Below are 17,811 nucleotides of genomic sequence, written 5' to 3' on the forward strand. Positions count from 1 at the left end.
GGAATGAATCGTGTGAATCAGGCCATCAATTGGTTATTAGGGGAGGGGGGTCTTAGCCCTCTAAAAACAAAAACCATAGAGCAGGGGTACGCCAAAGAAGGCCCTTCTTTGGCGGAGCGCCTGGCCTTTGTTGATTTTTGTGATGAAAAAAATCTTTTTTTACTCAACGATGGAGTAAGCGTAGGAAGCGGTTTTGAATTAGGCGACATTCCGGCGGAAGCCACCTCACCTGAGCACTTGGAAGCCGTCTTTAATAAAATCAGAGATACTTTTGCCAATGTGGTGCCTTTACACAAAGACGACCCTTGGGTGATGCAGATGTACGTCTGCGATGAATATTCATTAGAGCCTGTGCTAAAACACATTCAAAACGCCATTGAACCTGAGATTTTAAACACCCAATTTACTCAAGAGTACCTCAATCGCCTACAGGACTTATTTCAAAAAATGGCGCGGCCCGAAGGCCTGTTTTTAGATCCCAAAACCGGGGCGGCTTTTCGTGGGCGACGCAGGCGCATTCGGGTATTGTTTTATCGACGCTACCAGCGACTCAAAACAACAAGGGATGCGGCAGTGAGTGAACACGAGGAAGTATGCGCCCAAATTGCCGCCAAACTCATCTCCCCAGGACTTACTTTAAAACGCCTAACCGGTAGGGCGTATTACAGCTGGTGGGTCAAATGGTTTAACCCCAACCCTCTACTGACGAAAGGCGATAGTGAAGAGCTATTAAAGCGCTTCCCCTATCCAAAAAAGAATAAACCCGCAAGCTTTTGCTTTCCTCAAAACATCTTCTTTAGTCCTGTGGCAAGCGATGAGAAGGGTTTTATGTTTGATGGCATCAAGCATCGAGTGCTTTATGTAGACGGCTTAAAAGAAGCCCCGGAAATTGGTTTGATTTCCCGAGAAAAACCCCAGGCCAACCCCAAGCATCGTTACGCTTTATTAGATCGCTTACCCGAAGGCTCTATTTATACTTTATCGGTGGTCTTTGAAAGCGATGAATCACTGGATGCGCACTTGATGCGCATCGAAAAAGGCGTTATTGGCACAAGCCTTAAGCCCTCTGAAGTACGTCAGGACATCAAGTCTGCTCGTGATGAGCTGGCTTGTGGCAATCGACTTTTTTGGGTGAATCAAGCGGTGTATTACCGGGGCTGTGATGACAAAACGTTGTTACAGATTGAAAAAGAACTGCACTCGTTATTTATTGATGCCAAGATGCCGCTCATTAATTCAAGCTTTGATTTACATCCATTAAACAGCTACCTCAATAGCCTGCCTTTTAGTTTCGTTCCCTCCTTTGCACGCAAACACTTGTGTTATGACCGCCTTGTGTTTGCATCAGAGCTTGCGGCGTTACTCCCAGTGTATGGACGCAATCAAGGGGCAAGGCACCTTCCCTGCTTTACCTTCTTTAATCGCTTAGGTGAGCCTGTTTTATTCGATATCTTGCATCATGACTTCATCAGTCAAAACTCACATATGGCCCTTTTTGCTAACTCTGGTGCTGGAAAATCGGTGGCAACAGGCTGGATGATTAACTCCTTAATGGCCACTAAAAATGCCCGGATTGTTTTGTTCGAAATGGGCAACTCCTTTGATCGCATGCTCATTCACGCTAAAACGATGGGCAAATCCACCAAACAATTATTACTCAGCAATCAAAAGAGCAAAGCGGTTCCCTTAAACCCTTTTTGTGAAGCGTATAAGGCAATCCCTGAAATCAGTGAGAATTTATCGGAAGAAAAAGCCGCAAAACTTGCCCAAAAGATGCTGGATTTACAAGCCAATCTGGCAGTAATTGCGCAAGACTCTGATTTAAATTGTGATGAAGAATCACGCAGCTATTTAAGTGAACTGCTTTTAGCCTTGCGTACCATGATAACGGAAGCGAACGAAAAAGAAGAAGAGTTGTTTTCCTTAAGTGATGAAACCCTGCTGATTGAAGTGTTAAGTGATGCCATCCTGACTTCATTTAAAAATGAAGTGCCGCAGATGCTGACCGAACATGTATTGGAAGCCTTTGCAAAACGACTTGCTCTTGAGGAGGTTCCTCGTAAAAAAGACCGTATTTTGGAGATGCATGACCGACTCAACAGCTATGTAATTAACAGCAATAAGTCGCGCTTTTTTAACGTACCCACTGAGCCCTTAGGGGACTTTGATATTTTTCATATCGATATTTCAGCCATTAAAGACGATAAAGGGAAATTGGCTTTGGTGATGGTGTCCTTGCTGCCGCGGATCTTGGCTATGGCCGAGGCCACCCAAAACGACAACAGACCCACTTTTTTATTTATTGATGAAGCCCACCTGCAATTTCAAATTGATGTGATTGTGTCGGCGTGTCTACTGGCTGCAAAAGTAGCCAGAAAATTAGGACTATGGCTGGTTCCCATTACTCAGAATGTGGGGGACATGAGCTCAGAAAAGGCCATGAAAATTCTCTCTCTGATTGAAACCTGGATTTTATTAGGACTTGATGAAAAAGAACTGGCTGATGTAAAAAAATTCAAACAATTAACCCCTGAACAAGAAGCCCTAATCCGGGATATTGACTCGCAAAAGGGACTCTATGCGGAAGCCGTTTTATTAGGTTCACGCTATCAGGGTTTATTTCGAGTCATTCCACCACGCTATTTATTGGCGTTACTCCTGAATGAAAAATCAGAAAAAGCAACCCGACATCTTTTGGAGGAAGAACATGGCGTACTTAAAGCGGCAGAATTGGTGGCCACACGCTTGGAAAATAAACGCAGCAGCAGCATTGAAGAGCATTGTTTTTATGATGATTAGCCTGATTAGTTTCAATACTCACGCAGAGCTCATCGAGGTCTTTACAACCTCTGCATACTCTGTGGCACTTAATGGCTTACAGGCCGAAGTCTGTGCGCTTGATTCATTAAATGAAATGACTTTGGAATTAAACCGTAATGCATCCGAGATTACAGCAGTACAACGGGTTGATACCGTTCAAAATTCCCGTCTGACCGCCTTTTATCGCTGCCAGATGCGGGCAAGACTTTATGCGCTGTCATCACTACCTGCCATCGTCATCGATAAGCGCTATGTAACTTATGGCCTACGCGCAGCAGATAAGGCATTGATTGCAAGTCGTCATTACAAAGAGTCTCATCATGATTAAGTGGATACTGTGCGTTTACATGGTCCTTTTTTCATTGGCAGCCCTTGGGTTTGAAAGCACCAAACCGATTAAGCCGATTAGCACCCCTAAAATCGCAGTCAGGGTATTAAAAAAGCAAATAGAAAATAGCCATCCACGGGTGATTGGCGGTTGCATGTGGTTAGAACGTAATGTTCCACCGAAATTAACCCCCGGTCCTGCAGTATCTCAGTTTGTCCCTGATTTAATCGTGACCGTTTCCAATAATCCTGGTGAAAATCCCTGGATTGAGGCGAATACTCTTTATGAAAATAAAGCGGCATTAACCACCTATAAGTCGTTATTTACAACAGCACTAAACCTGCCTTTGGGCTTTGGTGATGGCAGTGGACAATTGGCGTCGCAACACATTAATGAAGACCGAACCCGAGTGGTCAGTGTCATCGGCTCTCCATCAGCAATTTATCAAATGAAAGGAGTAACCCATAAGCCTGAAACCACGTTCATGAAATTGTATTACTCAAGTCTTGCTGATGCGGTGAATGAACGGACGGAACTCGCTGAAATTGCTTATATGGCAAGCAGGCTTTCGCTTTTAATGAATCACGATATTGGAACTTCATCCTATATATGGGGTCATGAACTGCCCCGCCTCATGCGCGTCACCCAGCCCTCACGGTTTAGAGCCTCAGTCGTGGCTGCAATGCATGCTGCAGACATTGTAACCAACGAAGGCGGCATGCACTTAAAAATTTCGACCAGCAATACCTGTGGGCCTCATTGTGTGTCGGCTAATGTGGTGTTTGATCCCCACCAAAAACAGGTTATTTGGCAGGAAGTTTATCCAAACAATCGCAACATCATCCCGGGCGACCCAACAGATGAGGGTATAGATGATGAGCGCAAAGGCAATGGGAATTATGTCTTTGTGGTGTGGCGCAAATACAAGGGTTGTGTCACACAATCTGGCAAATTGTTCTGGGGCACACCCGATGTGGGCACCCCTCAAAAACGATAGGAAGAAACCAATGAAATTAACTGTAGTGGCGTTAGGAGTTTTATTCAGTACTGGGGTCTTGGCGAGTTCTCTCTTTCCAGAACAGTCCGAATATTATTATCAATTAGGTAGTTCGTCGGATGTGTTCGTGCCACCGGTTAATCGGGACCAGACCGTAACCATTGGTGGGTTCATCAACGGAGGAGGGTTGAGCTGTAATTTGTTTAATCCGGTAGTCACTATTACCAATACGTTTAATGATTTTAAAAATTCCGTCAATGGCATGCCTTCGGATGTCGTCGATAATTTAAAAGGCTCTGTTGCGGGCTTTCCTATGTACAAGCTGCAACAAGCCATGCCAGGACTTTATAATATCTTACAAAATGCTTCTGCCGGTGCGCAAAATGAATTTGCCTTAAAAGTGGCTGATTGTCAGGAAACAAAACGAGCCCTTGAGGAAGGAAATTCGCCCATTAGCGGCATGCTGTCAGTATCTGATTCTCAAGGGTGGGTGGATGCGGCAAGGCGTGCCAAAAAGGGCGAGTCTGTCGATATTTCAAAAGCTGCCAAAGACATTGCCAATAAGGGGGAAGAATACGGTCTACCCTGGGTGCATCGAGATAAAGGCAATGCGGGTGGGAGTAAACAAGTCCCTATTAAAGTCATTAATGATGTAGTGATTGCAGGTTATAACGTATTACTCACCCCTTCACGTGGGCTTGATGATGCGACAGCTCCTTCAGAGGACAATATTAAAAAAAATCATTTCGCTCAAATTTGGCGTACTCCCGAAGAGGCCGCTCATTGGGCGGTACTGGTTTTAGGTGACATTCACATCAGTCATAAAAAAGAGAACAGCGCACATGATGCCAAGGCTGGCATTGGTCTCTCCCCATTACTTCAAAGCTGCCCAAAGAGTGCCAGCAGCTCAACCTGCGTTACTAATGTAAGTAGCGCTTTATGGAAGTTGGTTGATAAGAAGTGGCCTTTAACTGAAGTGAATCTACGAAAAATCAGCGCCTCTAATATAGTTATTACCGATGAAATCATTACCGCAATCCAACGCATGCCACGCGAGCAACAAATCATGACCGTATCCAAATTAGGAGAGGAAATTGCCATTCAAAATCTATTAGATGAGGCGATTATGTTACGCCACCTCCTACAAGCCGGTATGCAAATTCAAGAGGTACAAAATCTAAAGCCCGCTCAAACTATGGTGAATGCCGCGCTCAGCAAGCTGGATAAAGAAATTCACTCCCTGGCCTTTGAAAGTGAGGTTCGTAAAAAAATGATGACCCAAACCCTAAACCTCATTATGGATTTGCGCACTCATGATTTAGCCAAATCAATGCCAGGCAGCACTCATGAGACTGATCTCATTAAAAACGGCGCAGTGTATCAAAACAGCGATAAGAAGGAGTAGAACCATGATTGTATTTAGTCCATTAGCTTTATATACCACCTATCTGGGCTGGCAGCAGTATGATGTGTTGTTTGATGCCCTATGGCAAACAGGACTCTTATACATTGGTTTTTTGATGGTGGGGTATCGCTATCTAAAAAACGTGCTGGCTCCAGCAGGTTCGACTCATAATGCGGCGGAGCATGCACTAAATAATTTTTTGTATGAGTTGGCCATTACTTTTTTAATTTGCGGGTTATTTGTCTACCCCTGCGTTCCTTTAGAACAAAAGGGGCTGTCGTTTAAGCCGATGTGCACGATGAAAAAAGGCACTGAAGTCAGCGAATCGCATATTAAAGATTCAGGAACTACTTATGATGAAGCCTTTGCAAACGTACTAACCAATCAGGTCAAAATGCCTATTGGATTTGCGGTATTGCAAAACCTGTTTTCTAGTTTCAGCTATGGGCTCATGAAAGTGGCGGGGTGTACTGATAGCCTTCAGTCCATCCAGGGGGATTTGATTTCAACCTACATTCCACAAGAGCTGCGTCAGCAGGCCTTGCAGTTTCATCGCCAGTGCTTTTTAGAAGCACGCGGCAGTTATTTAAATGAGTCTAGAACTGATAACGAAAAAGAACAAATTAAAAAAATATTAAAGCGTCATGGTGGTGAAGACGATCTCAATTGGATGGGCTCTAAAACCTTCCGTACTTTTTATTATGGCAAATCAAGAGCACGAGAACCGGTGCCTGGATTTTCCTACGCCCAATACCCCAATCCTAATTTTGAGTCGGCGGCTAAGGCTGATGAATCTGTAAATAACCATAAACCTACTAATGGGTACCCAACATGCAATCAATGGTGGGACAAAATTCAGGCTGATTTGGTGAAAGCATCTGAACGAGCAGGGTATTTCGACAAACACATTGGCTCACTTGATGTGAGTAAACGAGTACTGGATTACAAACAAAAGCATCAGTCTGCATGGAATTCTGATTTAACCCCACAAGACTACATCGCCAAAGTTTTAATCCAGGATAACCGTGATTTACAGGAACAAAGTTCCGAATCGCTGATGAATACTACCAACAGCAGCATCGGAACGTCACTTTCTCGCGGTCTTGTGAATATAGGGCAGTCCGTTAAATCGTATACATCTACCCCATTAAAAAGAGAGGCCACCATGCAAACCCTGCCGGTAATGCATGCATTCTTCTATTTTTTCTTAATTGTCTTTACACCGCTTGTTCTTGCTTTAAGCGGTTATAGCCCGCGTGCTTTAGGAACGCTCTGCGGATTATTTATTATGGCGATTTTTGTCCAATGCATTTGGCATTACGTGGGTATTTTAGAACGCAGTGTTATTGATCCCATGGGCGACAGTGATTTAGTGGCTGCAATGCGCAATATGGCCGTTCTTTTTTACTACGCTGCACCAGTATTGTTGTTTAAATTATCTAGCCACTTTGGCGGAGATGCAGGTGCAGGGTTGGCAAGTCTATTTGGGTATTCACAGAATGCCGCACAAAATTCTGCTGATTCAGGAATGCAGGTTGCCAAAACAGGACTTAAGGTTGCCTCGCGAGGAATGATATGAGTGGGTTAATTCAACTACTGATGTCTTGTAGCATCCTCATAATCTTGAGGACTTATCGCCCCTTTATGGAAAAGCTCAATGGCATCCAATTCGTTATACCGTGGCGTTTTTTTGTTGTAACCGGATATGGTAATCGCAGCATCAGCTACCAACAAAGTTATTTTAAACAAACTCCAAGCCAGTTTCAGCAAGCCTTTTCCGACGTTCAATGCAGTACTCATCAGGAGCTGTCCTTATGTTAAAAAAATTCCTTCGACCTTCAATTATAGTGGCAATTCAATTGATTTTGCTAGCGATTTTAATCGCCTGCATCACGCCATTTTTATTAAAAAATACAGATTCATTGAATCAATTTCGCCAATTAGTTCAGCACTTCAAGTGGGCTTTACTCATGACCCATGGGCTTTTTTATGCAGTCCTTTATTTTGCATGGCCTTTTTTAATCAACCTACTTAGTAAAAAACAAGCATCTCCTCCTAGTGAGGAGCAGCGGCGATATGCGTTGAATGCGCGGCTTTATTTAATTGGCGCCTTTGTCATTTTCGAAGTTTTAAATTTATTAAGGTAAGAACATGGCTAACCGATACCCTGTTGAAAATTTATTAAGAGATCCCACGGAGATCTACTCTGCCCTAACCTTGGGATCATTCGCTGTTTTGGCATATTGCTTACCTCATGTACTGTTATTAACCCAAAACATGGGACTTTATGCAGCCCTAAGCTTAGGTGGTCTGGGTGGTTATCGTGCATTACAAGCTTATCGCGTAATTCGCTATCAAAAACGTTTGATAGCAATGCCTTATTATGCCATGTCAACAACACAAGTACCTCTGTCACAACGTTGGCTTTTTGTAGGACGCGGCTTTCGTTGGTTTCCCCGCCATACCCAACGCCTTCATCAAATCAAACAAGTTGAAAATGAGCGTTTTTTACAACGAAACGTAGTGCATCAAGCCGTCAGTGCCTTTTGTAAAAACCATGAAGCCACACATTTGGCTTCATGGCTCAGAAGTCCTTCACGGATAAATCCATTTCGTCCCGCACCTGACGTTGGTGGCAAGCCTTATTTACATGGGCTTGGTGACAGCGATAAGCCTGTTTATATCCCGCAAAGTATTCGCGTGGGACATACCTTCGTGGTGGGTACGACCCGAGTTGGAAAAACGCGTCTGGCCAGCATCTTAATCAATCAAGACATTCGAAATGGTGATGCGGTGATTGTAGTTGATCCTAAAGGAGATCTGGAATTGGTCAGGGATATGTATTCTGCCTGCAAAGCCTCTAATCGATTGGAAGATTTTCGTATTGTTCATTTAGGATTTCCAAAATTGTCTGCCTGCTACAACCCCCTAAAAAATTTTGACCAGGTGAGTGAGGTGGCCACACGCATCACTGATGCGATTGCCGCTGAAGGGGAGGGCAAACAGTTTGCCGCCTTCGCTTGGAAATACGTCAATATTGTAGCGATTTGCCTTGAGGAAATGCATCAACCCATTACTTATAAAACCATCGCTTTTTACATCAGTCGTCTTGATCAATTATTGATGGCTTATGCCGACACCATTATGCCATCCCGTCATCTTAATTATTTAACTGATGTTGCCTCAATCATTGCGGATAATGATGCCCGTGTTGATAAATACGGCAATCCCTATCCTGCAATGGATCGCGCAAAGGCCGTTTCTAAATACTTTAAACAATACATCTCAGACACCATTGCCCAGGGTAATGTGGAGTCCCTGCACGACCAGGTACTTATTGATTTATACGATGCAGCCCTTATGGACAAGACCTATTACGATAAAATTACCGCCAGTGTTGGGCCTGTTTTATCAGAAATTAATAAAAGTAATGCTTCAGGTATTTTTTCTTTTTCTCAAGCGACGTCTGAAATTGAATTGATGGCCTCCATTAAAAACAAGCGGGTGATTTATATAGGTCTTGATAGCTTAACGAACCCCAATATTGCCCAAGCGGTAGGCAAAGCGTTTCTATCTGATTTAGTCTCAACCGCTGGAAAAATTTATAAAGAAAGCCATGCCAATTACCGCCTGAACCTTCACTGTGACGAGCTGTCTGAAATCATTCAGGACTCCTTTGTAAAAATATTAAATAAAGCAGGAGGAGCAGGCTTTCAGGTCACCGCTTATGCCCAAACCAAACAGGATTTAGAAGTGGCTTTAGGCTCAAAGGCTATGGCTGAGGTCACCAAAGGCAACTTAAACACGCTGATTATTTTACGGGTAGAAAATGATGAAACCGCGAATCTTTTAATCAAAGTTCTACCCAGTGTTGATGTGGTATCACATACCCAAGTGTCAATGGTGAGTGATACGCCACATGGTGATGAGGGTGTGTTTTTTAATACTACCAATGAAGACCGAGTACAAAAAAATTCAATTGGGATGCTGGAGGTCAACGACATTACCTCGTTGCCTAAAGGCCAGGCGTTTGTTTTGGTTAATGGCGGGGAACTATATAAGGTTCGAATTCCATTACCTCTTAACGATGGACTGGCACCCGATGAGATTAAAAGCGTTTTGTGTGACATCAATAAGCTCGAACAGTCGCAAAATGCTGAACCATTAATCCCTGAATCAAGTCCTGAAATTGAGGTAAGTCGTTCCGTGCCATGCTTTGAGGAACCAGCTCAAGAGTCTTTGGTAGTATCTCAAGAGGAGCTGGAAACTCCCCATGTAACGAAAAAGATAATACCGGACTTTATCAAATGGCTTGAACACCGCATGCAATCTGGTAACAAACAATTTTCGTTAGATGCTCAAGAATTAATTCTGCGACAACTCCAAGAACAAGACGACCAGCGTGTTTTTTTACTGCCTGAAGTTCTTGGCAAATACCAAAGTCGCTCAGGGATTGTGACCGAAGTTCTGGAAACCGCCTTAAAACAAGCCTTTAGTGAGGAAAAAACTTATTTCATCAATAGATCGGGGCAGCAACAGGAAGTGATGCCTTGTCGATTAAGCCAACCTGTTCGAACTGAATACTCCACTGACATTAAAGAAGGAAATCCATCATGACAACATTTGTAAAACTTACTTTAAGTAATAATGAAGTGAACCGTCTGTTTACTCGCGAGCTAAAAAATGGGGTGAATTTTTACAAAAAGCTCATGAATAAGGTAGCGAGTTTAATCAAGTTCTGTCAGGAGCAGCGTGTTTATGCGCTCTTAAGCCTTTATCAAATGAATGAAGCCGTTAATACCACCATCCAAAAATTTTATGATGACATTGATACATTCGAAGGGGTGTTGGAGAAGAAAAAGCATTTGGCTGGAAAAAAAATCACCTACCAACCCGTGCACTTTCCTGAAGTACGCTTTGATAGTGCGCTAGCCAGTAGTCTGGTTGAACTTTTTGAAGTGTACGACCACTTCATCTCTCTTCTTAAAACCTTAAGAACAGCAGGATGCTTTACCAATGATGATGATTACTTTAATAACCTAAGACGCGCTTTCAAAGAGGTGAATCGTCTTTTAAGTACGCTTTTATTAAGCTCAGTTAAAGAGCTGCCCTCGATTACACTCGATGAGGCAATTCATCAGAAAGAGCCCTATCAACTCCATACAAAACACCATGGTGAAATGGATTACTCCCTCCTTTATAAGGCACTTACCTCCAATGTGGCACCAAGGCTTGAAGAAAAACTAAGGCAACCGCTGCTGTCTTGTTTAAACAAAAGACTAGAACAGGATAGCAAGCCTTTGAGTAGCCACCACTCCGAAGAAAGGGGCGCTGCATGAAATTATATATTTGCGAAAAACCTTCTCAAGCCAAAGACATTGCTGCGGTTCTTGGAGCTAAGATTAAAACTCAATCCTGTTTTGAAGGGCAGGGCATTGCAGTCACCTGGTGTATTGGTCATTTACTGGAACTAATGCCACCCGATCACTATTGCGAACACATAAAACCTTGGAGGATGGAAATTTTACCTATTGTTCCAAAGAATTGGGTTTTAAAGCCACAAGAAAAAACCAAAAAACAACTCAAAGCCATTGAACAGTTATTAAAAAAAGCAACCTCGGTGGTGATTGCTACGGATGCTGACCGCGAAGGCGATGTGATTGGCCGTGAAGTGTTGGATTACTGTAATTATAAAGGTCCTGTTGAGCGATTATGGTTGTCTGCCCTGGATGAGTCTTCTATTAAAAAAGCACTGAATTCTATTCGTCCAGGCAGCTCCACCGAATCGCTCTATCAAGCAGGACTTGGCAGAGCCCGCGCCGATTGGTTGATTGGCATGAATTTAACGATGGCTGTGAGCAGCTTATTCAGTGTTCCTGGGCAGGGTGTTTTATCTGTAGGGCGGGTACAAACGCCTACTTTGAAATTGGTTGTGGATAGGGACATTGAAATTGAACACTTTAAATCTAAGGATTATTATGTTTTAAAAGCTCAATGTGCCTCGATAAGTCAAGAGTTGTTCTGGACTACCTGGGTAATGCCTGAAGAGGTTACTGATGAGGAAGGACGATGCATTAATCAATCTCTGATTGATGAGGTGGTACTTCAAATACAAGGCCAACAGGGAACTATTAACGAATTTAAGGAAACGCGAAAAAATGAGGCACCTCCCTTATGCCTGTCCTTATCCGCCTTACAGCAAATCGCCTCGGCAAAACTTGGATTCAGTGCCAAACAAACCCTGGATGTAGCTCAATCTTTGTATGAGCAGCATAAGGCGACCACCTACCCGCGAACCGATTGCGGTTATCTACCCGAAAGTCAATTTGCAGAAGCAAGCATCGTATTAAAAGCGCTGGGACGGGTAGATAAAGAAATTGAACCCTTACTGTCTCAATGTCCGCAGACGTTCCAATCAAGGGTATGGAACGATAAAAAAATCACGGCTCATCATGGCATCATCCCAACAGCAAACACTCAGGTAATCCTCCACTGTATGTCACAGCCTGAGCGTCAGCTCTACCACATCATTCGTGCCTTTTATCTGGCACAATTTCTTGGTGATTATGAATACCTACAAAGAAGTGTTGTGCTTGATATCAGGGGACATTTCTTTAAAGGTTCAAGTGCTACAGCTTTAGTATTAGGTTGGAAAAACGCGATTAAAGAGAAGGAAGCTCAAGAAGAACCAGAAGGCTCTCCTCAGGAACATTTAGGCAACATTCCCCAATTAATCAAAGGACAACCGGTGGCAGTCAATAGTTGCCAAGTGGATAAACGAAAAACCAATCCACCCGCACGATTTACAGAAGGAACCTTAATCACTGCGATGAAGTCCATTGCCAAATACGTGGACAATCCTCAGCTTAAAAAAATTCTAAAAGAAACAGCAGGCATTGGCACGGAAGCCACCCGTGCCAATATTTTAGAAACCTTGATCAGTAGAGAATACCTCAAACGCCAGGGCAAGCAACTCATCTCCACACAAAAAGGGCGCGGCCTTATCCAGAAATTACCACCCAGCATTACTAATCCTGCAACCACCGCACTTTGGGAGCAAGTATTGGATGGTATTGCCAATGGGGTGAGCGGGATCACCGATTTTCTTGATGATCAGAGTGACACGCTCACCGGCATGCTAGAGCAATTAGTACACCTCGCACCCGCTTATAAAAATCCCTGTGAATTAAGTCAATTTTCCTGCCCAGAGTGTCAAAACACCCTGTACAGAAGGGAGGGTAAAAAAGGGTTTTGGTGGGGATGTTCGGGATTTCCTAAATGTAAAACCACCTTTTTAGATAATAAAGGAGCACCACGAATCACGGGTTTGCCAAGTCATCTTTAATGATGACTTATCGCAGAACAAAGAGAACAACGCACTATACACAGGACGAAACTATTTAAAGATGATGAATGACCAATTTTATGCAAGAGGAAGGAACAATATGGCTACAAAAAAATTGATTGCGACTGGAGTGTTGATTTATGTGTTAAGTATTAATGCATGGTGTAGTCCGGCATCCACGGAGTATGTAAAAGCATCAATAGATGCATTGCGCAGTGAGCTTAATGCTGAGATTAGAGCACTCAATACTGGGGTAGGTTCAGTTCAAAAACAAGTCAATGAACTGCCCATTATCACCCATCAAATTGGTGAAGTGTTTCAAGGCGGCATGGTATTTTGGGTCGATGCCAGTCGGCAACACGGATTAATGGTTTCTCTTACTGATTTGAATGAAGGCGCGGGCATTGAATGGCGTAATGGGGAGGGAGGGGACAGAACGGTTAATTCTCAAGCTAAAGGATTTGGGGCGGGAGAACATAATACTCGGCTCATCGTTGCCGAACAAACCGTTGATCAGCAAGAAGGTCGGTTTGCAGCACTCCTTGCTGCTAATTTCCAGATTTCAGCCAACGGAATAACCCCTTGTCCTGACACAATAACTGCGACTGCAGCCTGCTATGGAGGTTGGTACTTGCCCTCAGTCTATGAGCTTGTGGCCTTGCATCACAATTTAAAATGGATGGGATTAGGTCAATTGGCTGATGAACCCTATTGGAGTTCAACAGAAAACAATACCACTCAAGCCTGGCTTGTGGATTTTAGTAGTGGTGAGCCAAGCACCCATGAAAAATCAACACCCGCACACGTTCGTGCCATCCATGCATTCTAATAAATGAGAACTATGATGAAAAAAATATTAAGTATTGCATTGCTGTTGACCAGTATAAGCGTCCAAGCTGGCGGTAGTGAAAAACAAATTTGGGAAGCCATCACTCTTTTGATGAAACAAGTGAACGAACTAAAAATCGAGTTGAATCAGATTCCTGAAGGGAAACAAGGTATTCCAGGAGAGAAGGGTACACCAGGTTCTCAAGGCCCACAAGGTATTCCAGGAGAGAAGGGTATACCAGGTTCTCAAGGCCCACAAGGTATTCCAGGAGAGAAGGGTGCACCAGGTTCTCAAGGCCCACAAGGTATTCCAGGAGAGAAGGGCACACCAGGCTCTCAAGGCTCACAAGGTATTCCAGGAGAGAAGGGTACACCAGGTTCTCAAGGCCCTCAAGGTATTCCAGGAGAGAAGGGCACACCAGGTTCTCAAGGCTCACAAGGTATTGCAGGAGAGAAGGGCACACCAGGTTCTCAAGGCTCACAAGGTATTCCGGGACCTCAAGGGCCAATTGGTGCAGAAGGACCGCGTGGACTTCCTGGAACCTACACAGCAGGAGATGGCATCACGATTGAAGGGGATGTGATTAAAATGACTCGAATATCCCATCAAATTGGCGAAGAATATCGTGGAGGACTGGTATTTTATGTGGATGAAAGTGGACAGCACGGTTTGATTGCCAGCAAGATTGACGTCAACGGACAAGGCATTCAATGGCGTAACGGGGCTTCGGGAAACAAAATTACCAATGCAAAAGGTGATGGCATTGGGGCAGGTGAAAGTAATACTCGGGGAATCATCGCTGCGCAGACAATTGATAATCAAAGCGGTGTTTTTGCAGCCTTACAGGCCGCTAATTTCCAAGTGCTTGAGGATGGGGTAACGCCGTGCAAAACACCAATTGCTGTAGGCAACATCTGTTATGGTGGTTGGTATCTTCCCTCCGCATTTGAGTTGCAATTACTGCACACCAATTTGCATCTTTCAAATTTATCGTCTTTTGCCCCTGAATTTTATTGGAGCTCTACTGAGGCCAGCGTGGCCAATGCCTGGCTGCAAAATTTTTCCACAGGAGAAATAATCGCCAGCAGCAAATCAAACACTATTGGGCGCGTGCGTGCCATCAGTCGTTTTTAACCTCTAATTATGAGAAATACTAAGGAACTTATCATGAAACAAAAAATAATACTGTTACTCACCTTAATGAATATAACCGGACTTACTTACGCCTATAATGAAACTAATTTTAAACCATGGACAGTCAATGCTGCCTTTGGTATGGGACATACTCCTGACATGACCAATAATGACGGCCAATCAGCTGTGGGTCGGTTCAGTTTAGGGCGTACTTTATTCACCAACCCTTATTGGCAAGCAGATATTGAAGCTGGCATTCAAAGTGGAAATACCCAGCGGCTTGCCTTGTCCAAAGAGTCTATTGATGTATTAGGAGGTGTTCCAATATCTGCTCAGATTAAACCCTTACTGGATGTACTCATTGGCTTAGAAACCGAGCCGATGGGTGGTTTCCCATTGATTGCCTGGATGAAGGGAGGGGTTGCTTTTCGACAACTTCAAGTAGACCGTGTTGAGGTCAATGATGTGCAGGCCTATTCTCCTGAAATTCAGGCCGGCTTTGGCTATCGAATTAATCAACAAGCCACCATCACTATAGGTTATCAAACCATCTGGGGTAAAAAACCCGAACTAACTGTCTCCCCTGAAACTGAGACTGGAGTGTTGCACCACATCCCAGCACAACAGGCAGTATTGATTGGTTGTTCGTTTAATTTCTTTTAATGGGAGCTAAATAAGCTTGCAACAGACCTACAAAACCAATTATGTTAATCACGTTATTTGAAACAAGGAAATTAAATGAATATTGAAGGTTTGATCTATGGAATATACCGGCTGATTACCGAGCCTGCACTTGCAATACTATCCACTTTAGGATTTCTATTTGTAGGATATCATTTAAAGAAACCACCTGCGGAAGGTGATTTGCTAAAGGGTTTGTATCCTCTTATTGAAACAGCTGGAAACGTGTGTCTTTTTGCAGGATTTTCTATCTTTATGTTTTTTGTAATTCTAAAAATCGTACAAAATCGCTAATATCCTTCCCAAGGATGGATAAGCATTCTTTATTGAAAAAATTGAAAAAAAACCACATTATGTTGATATAAAAAGAATGCTAGCGCAAAAAACTTCTGCGCTTTGAGCAATGAAGTGCCATTATGTTGTTAGTGAGTGTATGAACAGGATAGCCATGCTATGCACTCATCCACTAAGGTACCAGCCCAAGAGCGGTTATAAAGCGATCCCAGTTTAATTTATTAAGAACCCTGATATTCAGGGTTTTTTATTTTGGTGGTAACTTAATTTTTTTTTTCGTATGAGCAGCTCAGCTTAGCGTACGTTTCCGTTGGGCTTCAACCCCATGACCCTTGCTTTATTTTCTTATCTAATATTACTCATTAAGGAAACTATCATTGGTTAAGCGTATAATATCAATTATTTTTATAGGTTTTAACAGGATATAAATGAGCAATAAAAACCAGATTCAAAAGCAGCCAACGAATTTTACTGATCTCATAAAAATAATAAATGATACTCATAATCAGTTATCTTCCCAAGCTAAGAAAGCAGTTAATACATATCTCACTATTAGAAATTGGCTAATTGGTTATTATATTTCTGAATATGAGCTTAAAGGAGATGATCGCGCTAATTATGGAGATAAATTATTAAAAGAGCTTTCTTTAAATCTTGCTAGACTCCAAGTCAGCAATTGCAATAAAAGACAACTTTATGATTACATTAATTTTTATCGTACCTATACTCAAATTGCGCCTACAGTGTCGGCACAATTCAATGAAAAACTTACTGGTTTTCTTGTATCTGATGAAAAAGTGCCTACGGTGTCGGCACAATTCAAAGTTTCATCTAGTGAGCTTTTGAATAACATTTCGTATAGCATGTTTAAGATGCTAGTAGAAATAAAGGATGAGCAAAAAAGGAACTTCTATGAACTAGAATGTATTAAGGGAAACTGGTCCGTTCGCGAGTTAAAAAGGCAAATAGATAGCCTTTACTATGAAAGATTAGGCCTTTCCATTGATAAAAAAGAATTAGTTAAGCTAACAAAAGAAAAAGCAGAGATTCAGAGTAAGCCTTTAGATATTAGGGATCCCTATATATTTGAATTTTTAGGATTAACGCCAAAAGAAGTCATGAGTGAGTCACATTTAGAGGAACAATTAATTTCTAAAATAGAGGAATTTCTTTTAGAGCTGGGTCATGGATTTTGTTTTGAAGCACGCCAAAAAAGAATTCTTATAGGTGGAGAGCATTTCTTTGTAGATTTAGTTTTTTATAATCGGATTCTTAAATGCCATGTATTGGTTGAATTAAAGCTTGAGAAGTTTACTCATGAAAACATAGGACAACTTAATACTTATGTGAATTGGTACAAGAAAAATATAATGATGGAAGGGGACAATCCTCCCGTAGGAATTTTGTTATGTACAGATAAAAATCATGCCTTAGCAGAATATGCTCTTGCTGGCATGGACAATAACTTATTCGTGTCTAAATATATGTTAGAGCTACCGAAGAAAGAGGATATGCAAAAGATCATAGAGGAAGAACTTAATTTCAATAAGTAATAACGAGAGTGTTAAATAACTGTATCATCTCTTTTAACTTGCTGATGTATCAAACATCAAATTTTATGCTACTGAAAAATCATTGGATTCTTTTGTCCACATACCCACACGAAGCGTAACAAACTTCAACCTAAGTGAGGCTCTAGTGTGGGTATGTGGGCAATAAGATGACTCCTTTTAAGTGTCATGCAGGATGATTTTGCGACCAGTTCAGGCCAAGAAATCATCCTCAGCAAGACCAATATCTCCTTTAAGGGGAGGCAAAGCATGGGGTAATTAACATGTTATTTTGCAAGAAATAACATACTACCCTTGCAGCATCATTTTAAATTGCTGCACCTTTTTAGCCTCTGGAAGGAGACGTTGTTCCCGGGCTTTGCCCGCTGCGTCACTGGCCTTTTACTGCAAGGGCTATCCTTGAAAAT

At 42.6% G+C, this 17,811-nt stretch carries 15 protein-coding genes; 14 read left to right on the forward strand and 1 reads right to left on the reverse strand.

The window, feature by feature from the left end; genetic code table 11:
- Positions 1-3: 3 nt before the first annotated feature.
- The 5 genes from IZU94_RS00955 to IZU94_RS00975 are packed head-to-tail and all read left to right on the forward strand — an operon-like array spanning position 4 to position 7,129.
- The gene (locus tag IZU94_RS00955) at positions 4-2,799 is read left to right on the forward strand and encodes a conjugative transfer ATPase (RefSeq protein WP_203107407.1); all 2,796 of its coding nucleotides are present in this window, start codon (positions 4-6) and stop codon (positions 2,797-2,799) included.
- Positions 2,789-3,148, forward strand: a complete 360-nt coding sequence (locus IZU94_RS00960; protein WP_028383818.1) for a DUF1525 domain-containing protein — start codon at positions 2,789-2,791, stop codon at positions 3,146-3,148. The genes IZU94_RS00955 and IZU94_RS00960 overlap by 11 nt, the downstream gene beginning before the upstream one ends.
- A complete protein-coding gene (locus tag IZU94_RS00965; RefSeq protein ID WP_203107409.1) occupies positions 3,141-4,145 on the forward strand; it encodes a TIGR03756 family integrating conjugative element protein in 1,005 nt (334 codons plus the stop codon). Before IZU94_RS00960 ends, IZU94_RS00965 begins: the two co-directional genes overlap by 8 nt.
- Positions 4,146-4,155: 10 nt before the next feature.
- On the forward strand, positions 4,156-5,550 hold the full coding sequence (locus IZU94_RS00970) for an integrating conjugative element protein (RefSeq protein WP_028383816.1): 1,395 nt from the start codon (positions 4,156-4,158) through the stop codon (positions 5,548-5,550).
- A 4-nt stretch (positions 5,551-5,554) separates the two neighbouring features.
- The gene (locus IZU94_RS00975) at positions 5,555-7,129 is read left to right on the forward strand and encodes a conjugal transfer protein TraG N-terminal domain-containing protein (protein WP_203107411.1); all 1,575 of its coding nucleotides are present in this window, start codon (positions 5,555-5,557) and stop codon (positions 7,127-7,129) included.
- A 14-nt stretch (positions 7,130-7,143) separates the two neighbouring features.
- Here the strand turns inward: IZU94_RS00975 and IZU94_RS00980 are convergent, their stop codons facing one another.
- Entirely contained in the window at positions 7,144-7,350 is a 207-nt protein-coding gene (locus IZU94_RS00980) for a hypothetical protein (RefSeq protein ID WP_203107413.1), read from the reverse strand.
- Between the two features lie 14 nt (positions 7,351-7,364).
- Between IZU94_RS00980 and IZU94_RS00985 the strand changes: the two genes are divergently transcribed.
- The 9 genes from IZU94_RS00985 (at position 7,365) to IZU94_RS01025 (ending at position 17,386) form a co-directional block, all read left to right on the forward strand.
- Entirely contained in the window at positions 7,365-7,697 is a 333-nt protein-coding gene (locus tag IZU94_RS00985; RefSeq protein WP_203107415.1) for a hypothetical protein, read from the forward strand.
- Between the two features lie 4 nt (positions 7,698-7,701).
- On the forward strand, positions 7,702-10,167 hold the full coding sequence (traD, locus tag IZU94_RS00990; RefSeq protein WP_203107417.1) for a type IV conjugative transfer system coupling protein TraD: 2,466 nt from the start codon (positions 7,702-7,704) through the stop codon (positions 10,165-10,167).
- The gene (locus IZU94_RS00995) at positions 10,164-10,889 is read left to right on the forward strand and encodes an AcaB family transcriptional regulator (RefSeq protein WP_203107419.1); all 726 of its coding nucleotides are present in this window, start codon (positions 10,164-10,166) and stop codon (positions 10,887-10,889) included. The genes traD and IZU94_RS00995 overlap by 4 nt, the downstream gene beginning before the upstream one ends.
- Positions 10,886-12,895 (forward strand): DNA topoisomerase III, encoded by a 2,010-nt coding sequence (locus IZU94_RS01000; RefSeq protein ID WP_203107421.1) that lies wholly within the window; start codon positions 10,886-10,888, stop codon positions 12,893-12,895. The genes IZU94_RS00995 and IZU94_RS01000 overlap by 4 nt, the downstream gene beginning before the upstream one ends.
- A gap of 100 nt (positions 12,896-12,995) precedes the next feature.
- Complete coding sequence (locus IZU94_RS01005; RefSeq protein WP_203107423.1) at positions 12,996-13,724, forward strand: Lcl domain-containing protein; 729 nt, start codon at positions 12,996-12,998, stop codon at positions 13,722-13,724.
- Positions 13,725-13,736: 12 nt separating this feature from the next.
- The gene (locus tag IZU94_RS01010) at positions 13,737-14,858 is read left to right on the forward strand and encodes a hypothetical protein (RefSeq protein ID WP_238400292.1); all 1,122 of its coding nucleotides are present in this window, start codon (positions 13,737-13,739) and stop codon (positions 14,856-14,858) included.
- 33 nt (positions 14,859-14,891) lie between these two features.
- The gene (locus IZU94_RS01015) at positions 14,892-15,521 is read left to right on the forward strand and encodes a hypothetical protein (protein ID WP_203107425.1); all 630 of its coding nucleotides are present in this window, start codon (positions 14,892-14,894) and stop codon (positions 15,519-15,521) included.
- 75 nt (positions 15,522-15,596) lie between these two features.
- Positions 15,597-15,833: a hypothetical protein gene (locus IZU94_RS01020; protein ID WP_203107427.1), complete on the forward strand. Its 237-nt coding sequence runs from the start codon at positions 15,597-15,599 to the stop codon at positions 15,831-15,833.
- Positions 15,834-16,261: 428 nt separating this feature from the next.
- A complete protein-coding gene (locus IZU94_RS01025) occupies positions 16,262-17,386 on the forward strand; it encodes a PDDEXK nuclease domain-containing protein (protein ID WP_203107428.1) in 1,125 nt (374 codons plus the stop codon).
- Positions 17,387-17,811 lie beyond the last annotated feature (425 nt).

Origin of the sequence: Legionella bononiensis, from assembly GCF_016786215.1 — a bacterium.
GTDB classification, from domain to species: Bacteria; Pseudomonadota; Gammaproteobacteria; order Legionellales; family Legionellaceae; genus Legionella; species Legionella bononiensis.

What these genes read in the sequence shown, in the direction of transcription:
- IZU94_RS00955 (WP_203107407.1), top strand. Translation starts at nt 4, where the DNA reads ATGAATCGTGTGAATCAGGCCATCAATTGGTTATTAGGGGAGGGGGGT.
- IZU94_RS00960 (WP_028383818.1), top strand. Translation starts at nt 2,789, where the DNA reads ATGATGATTAGCCTGATTAGTTTCAATACTCACGCAGAGCTCATCGAG.
- IZU94_RS00965 (WP_203107409.1), top strand. Translation starts at nt 3,141, where the DNA reads ATGATTAAGTGGATACTGTGCGTTTACATGGTCCTTTTTTCATTGGCA.
- IZU94_RS00970 (WP_028383816.1), top strand. Translation starts at nt 4,156, where the DNA reads ATGAAATTAACTGTAGTGGCGTTAGGAGTTTTATTCAGTACTGGGGTC.
- IZU94_RS00975 (WP_203107411.1), top strand. Translation starts at nt 5,555, where the DNA reads ATGATTGTATTTAGTCCATTAGCTTTATATACCACCTATCTGGGCTGG.
- IZU94_RS00980 (WP_203107413.1), bottom strand. Translation starts at nt 7,350, where the DNA reads ATGAGTACTGCATTGAACGTCGGAAAAGGCTTGCTGAAACTGGCTTGG.
- IZU94_RS00985 (WP_203107415.1), top strand. Translation starts at nt 7,365, where the DNA reads ATGTTAAAAAAATTCCTTCGACCTTCAATTATAGTGGCAATTCAATTG.
- traD (WP_203107417.1), top strand. Translation starts at nt 7,702, where the DNA reads ATGGCTAACCGATACCCTGTTGAAAATTTATTAAGAGATCCCACGGAG.
- IZU94_RS00995 (WP_203107419.1), top strand. Translation starts at nt 10,164, where the DNA reads ATGACAACATTTGTAAAACTTACTTTAAGTAATAATGAAGTGAACCGT.
- IZU94_RS01000 (WP_203107421.1), top strand. Translation starts at nt 10,886, where the DNA reads ATGAAATTATATATTTGCGAAAAACCTTCTCAAGCCAAAGACATTGCT.
- IZU94_RS01005 (WP_203107423.1), top strand. Translation starts at nt 12,996, where the DNA reads ATGGCTACAAAAAAATTGATTGCGACTGGAGTGTTGATTTATGTGTTA.
- IZU94_RS01010 (WP_238400292.1), top strand. Translation starts at nt 13,737, where the DNA reads ATGATGAAAAAAATATTAAGTATTGCATTGCTGTTGACCAGTATAAGC.
- IZU94_RS01015 (WP_203107425.1), top strand. Translation starts at nt 14,892, where the DNA reads ATGAAACAAAAAATAATACTGTTACTCACCTTAATGAATATAACCGGA.
- IZU94_RS01020 (WP_203107427.1), top strand. Translation starts at nt 15,597, where the DNA reads ATGAATATTGAAGGTTTGATCTATGGAATATACCGGCTGATTACCGAG.
- IZU94_RS01025 (WP_203107428.1), top strand. Translation starts at nt 16,262, where the DNA reads ATGAGCAATAAAAACCAGATTCAAAAGCAGCCAACGAATTTTACTGAT.